Here is a 3,649-nt window from a genome sequence, read left to right as displayed (position 1 = left end):
AGCAGGTCTAGCTAGAAGAGGAGGCTATCTAATAATTGATGCTATAGCTGTGGATAGAGACTATCAGGGCCAGGGTCTGGGAAGAAAACTTATGAAAGAGCTTCTAAACTATCCCCGGGAAGAGGACCTCTATTTAGTGGCTCAGGTACCAGAGTTTTTTAGAAAATTTGGTTTTGAGGGACTGGATATGGGGAAGTGTCCAAAAGTTTTTGGTTGTAGCCATTGTGATAGGCAGGGGGTAGACTGTTTTCCCCTTTGTATGGTACTGAGAAAAAATGCTAGCATGGAAGAGAGCTAGTCTTAAAAAGGACTAGGTTTGTCAAAATGATAAAAGTCCTATAAAATGCCACTAAGACCTATTAGTTTAACTAGACCTTTTTAAAGTAGGGGGTATTTATGAATAATACCAAGAGCCTTAGCCAGCTTCTTGGAATAAAAGAGGGCATAACCGCCCTAGTGGGGGGAGGAGGCAAGACCAGTACTATTTACTGGCTAGTCAGGGAGCTAACTGGCCAGGGCAAGAAGGTTCTTGTTACTACCACCACCAAAATATTTCCTCCTAAGCTAGGACAAGTGGACAGGCTTTTGATAAATCCCAAGTGTGAAGAGGTAGAGAAAGCTTTTTTAGAGGCTGATAGCCTTGCCATAGGTTCTGGGATTGAAAAGGGCAAGCTGCAGGACCTTATCTCAGACGAGCTGGATAGGTATAGGGACCTAGCAGACTATGTTTTAGTTGAAGCAGATGGAGCCAAGCACCTTCCAATAAAGGTCCCTGCCCAGCATGAGCCGGTTCTTCCTAATAGAGCTGAGCAGGTTCTTATTCTAGTGGGGCTGGCCTGCCTAGGAAGACCAATAAAAGATGTTTGTTTTAGAAGTGGGATAGCCTCTAAACTATTGGGTGTTGATGAAAACAAGATGTTGGGTTTTAAGGATATCTTTAGAATTATAGAGTCCCCTTATGGACTTTCTAAAGGTATTGAAAAAGGAGATAGGCTGGTTATCCTTAATCAAAGTGATTTACTTAGTATAGAGGAATTAGATAGGCTGAGAAACTATGTAAAAGATCAGGTGGAGTTAACTGTTATCCTAGCTTCACTAAACGATAAGAGGTTCGAGAAGATATGTTAGTAGTAATCAAGGGGGCAGGTGACTTGGCAACAGGTATTGCCCACCGCCTAAAAATGTCAGGCTTTGAAGTTGTTATGACAGACATAGAAAATCCAACTGTAGTGAGGCACACCGTCTCCTTTGCTCTGGCAGTGGCTAAGTGAGAGGCAGAGGTTGAGGGCCTTGAGGCCAGGCTCTGTCATAGCTTAGAAGAGGTTAGAGAGGTTCTAAGTGAAGATAAGATAGCTGTAGTAGTAGACCCTGAAGCTAGGATAATTAAAGAGTTAAAACCCCAGGTTGTAGTGGACGCTATTATTGCTAAGAAAAACCTTTCTACCTCAATTAATGATGCCCCTATAGTAATTGGGGTAGGCCCAGGTTTTGAGGCGGGTAGAGATGTTCATTACGTGGTGGAATCTAAAAGAGGCCACTATTTAGGAAGGGTCATCACCTCAGGCTCGGCCTTTGCAAACACCAGCGTACCAGGAGATGTTAAAGGTTTTACTACTGAGAGGGTTATAAGAAATCATAAGGCGGGAAACTTTAGACCCCATGCAGCTATCGGGGACATGGTTAAAAAGGGTGATATAGTTGGATATATAGATGAAGAACCCATTTTAGCCAGGATAGATGGAGTAGTAAGGGGCATGCTGATGGATGAAATGGTGGTGGGAGAAAACTTCAAGTGTGGAGATATTGATCCTAGAGGAGTCCTAGACCATTGCTATACCATTTCTGATAAGGCTAGGGCCATAGGTGGAGGAGTTTTAGAGGCTATTTTAAGAGGAGAGGTGAGAGATGACCAGTAAAGAGGCTAAACTGCTGGCGACTGAACTAAAGAAGCTTAAGCCAAGCCTGGTTATTTGCGGAGGGGGTCATATAGCCCTTTCTCTAGCGCAAATGGCTGAAACACTAGATTTTGATGTTACGGTCTTAGAAGATAGGGAGGACTATGCCAACAGTGAGCGCTTTCCCAAGGCTAAGATTATCCTAGGAGAACCAGTAGAGTCAGTGGAGAGCTTAGAAGAAGATAAGAAGTCATATTTTGTGATTGCCTCTTGATCCCATGCCCTAGATAAGACCTACCTCAAAGCTGTTTTAGAAAAAGACTTTCTATATGTTGGCATGCTATCTAGCAAGAATAAAGTAGCCTATGTAATGGGAGAACTTAAAAAAGAAGGCTTTGATGAGAGTATTTTGGCTAGGGTCCATAGTCCAATTGGCCTTGATATTAGCGCAGTTACACCAGCAGAAATTGCAGTTAGCATACTCGGGGAGATAATTAGTGTAAAAAATGGAGGAGGCCAGATTGCCTACGCAGGCTCAGATGTCATAAGGGCTATTGAGGAAGACAGGGCTGGGGACCTTGTTAGCATTGTTGCCAAGGGAGGCTCGGCTCCTAGAGGGATAGGCTCCATGCTGGTTTTAACAAAGGATGGCGGAGTTGTTGGAACCATTGGTGGGGGAAATGTTGAGAATATTAGTATAGATAGGGCTAGGGAGCTCGCGGGCACTGACTCAAGAGAAGACTTGGAATTTGATGTTTCAGCCAAGGGCAAGCTTGGAATGGTCTGTGGTGGTCAGGTAACTGTAAGGATTGAAACTTTAGTAGAGTAGATTTAATTTAAAGGCCTTTTGGCCTTTTTTTAATGGGAGTAAGTCTAACTTATCTTCTTTTTTAATGAGCTCTTTTAACCATCCTGGCAGATAAAAAAAAGATTTTTTTTAAGCTACACTTAAGGCCCGGCTTTTATACTAGAGATAAGAAAAGACATTTATAGAGATGTTTTAAAGGGAGGTAGAAGTTATGGATGATAATAATCTTAATAATAGAAAACTGTATAGTAGGAAGATTAGCCTGGTTATGATGAAAGTTTTGGCCCTGGTAATTGCCTTTGTTGCAGGAACCAATCATGGAGCTCAGGCCATGGCAGCTAATGAGGTTGGAGTAGTTGAAAGTCAGGCCCTTTCTTTTAGCCAGGAAATCGGCAGTGGAGATTTGGTCTCGGTTATTAAAGAGGTGGCAGATAGTGTAGTAGAAATAAAAACCCAGTCTTTAGTTATGAGCCAGTGGCCTATGAACCAGGGCTATGTAGCTGAGGGCGCTGGTAGTGGAGTTATTATTACTGAGCAGGGCCATATAGTTACTAACTGGCATGTGGCTGAGGATGCCCAGGAACTTACAGTTAGGCTAAATGATGGCAGTGAGTATCCTGCCCAGCTCCTAGCCTATGATGAAAAGACAGACCTGGCCCTACTAAAGATTGAGGCCGATAATCTAGTTAGTGCAAGCCTTGCAGATTCTGATGAGGTCCAGGTAGGTCAACAGGTTTTTGCTATTGGCAACCCACTTGGTCAACTAGGTGGTACTGTGACAGAGGGAATTATTTCTGCAACTAGTAGGGAGATAACAGTTGACAACCAGACTATGACCTTGCTTCAAACTTCGGCAGCAGTGAATTCAGGAAACTCAGGAGGCGGCCTATTTGACTCAAAGGGCAATCTAGTGGGCATTATAAATGCCAAGAGCTCTGGAATTGGT

Annotated in this window: 5 protein-coding genes and 1 pseudogene; all 6 read left to right on the top strand. The window is 43.2% G+C overall.

What is annotated here, in order from left to right; all coding sequences use genetic code 11:
- On the top strand, window positions 1-298 hold a 298-nt coding region (locus GXZ13_07440), incomplete at its 5' end, for a GNAT family N-acetyltransferase (GenBank protein NLX75635.1).
- Window positions 299-396: 98 nt separating this feature from the next.
- Window positions 397-1,128, top strand: a complete 732-nt coding sequence (yqeC, locus tag GXZ13_07435) for a putative selenium-dependent hydroxylase accessory protein YqeC (GenBank protein NLX75634.1) — start codon at window positions 397-399, stop codon at window positions 1,126-1,128.
- Window positions 1,122-1,916: pseudogene (locus tag GXZ13_07430) on the top strand (EF2563 family selenium-dependent molybdenum hydroxylase system protein). The gene yqeC and the pseudogene GXZ13_07430 overlap by 7 nt, the downstream one beginning before the upstream one ends.
- Window positions 1,906-2,169 (top strand): XdhC/CoxF family protein, encoded by a 264-nt coding sequence (locus GXZ13_07425; GenBank protein ID NLX75633.1) that lies wholly within the window; start codon window positions 1,906-1,908, stop codon window positions 2,167-2,169. The pseudogene GXZ13_07430 and the gene GXZ13_07425 overlap by 11 nt, the downstream one beginning before the upstream one ends.
- Before the next feature lie 96 nt (window positions 2,170-2,265).
- The gene (locus GXZ13_07420; protein NLX75632.1) at window positions 2,266-2,724 is read left to right on the top strand and encodes a hypothetical protein; all 459 of its coding nucleotides are present in this window, start codon (window positions 2,266-2,268) and stop codon (window positions 2,722-2,724) included.
- A 310-nt stretch (window positions 2,725-3,034) separates the two neighbouring features.
- A partial coding sequence (locus GXZ13_07415) for a trypsin-like serine protease (protein ID NLX75631.1) occupies window positions 3,035-3,649 on the top strand: 615 nt, incomplete at its 3' end.

It is taken from the genome of Synergistaceae bacterium (assembly GCA_012728235.1).
GTDB lineage: Bacteria > Synergistota > Synergistia > Synergistales > Synergistaceae > JAAYFL01.
The sequence above is the reverse complement of the archived record's forward strand: the minus strand, read 5'-3'. Positions and strand labels throughout refer to the sequence as shown.

Coding starts and splice junctions, on each gene's coding strand:
- yqeC (NLX75634.1), top strand. CDS start 397: ATGAATAATACCAAGAGCCTTAGCCAGCTTCTTGGAATAAAAGAGGGC.
- GXZ13_07420 (NLX75632.1), top strand. CDS start 2,266: ATGGGAGAACTTAAAAAAGAAGGCTTTGATGAGAGTATTTTGGCTAGG.
- GXZ13_07425 (NLX75633.1), top strand. CDS start 1,906: ATGACCAGTAAAGAGGCTAAACTGCTGGCGACTGAACTAAAGAAGCTT.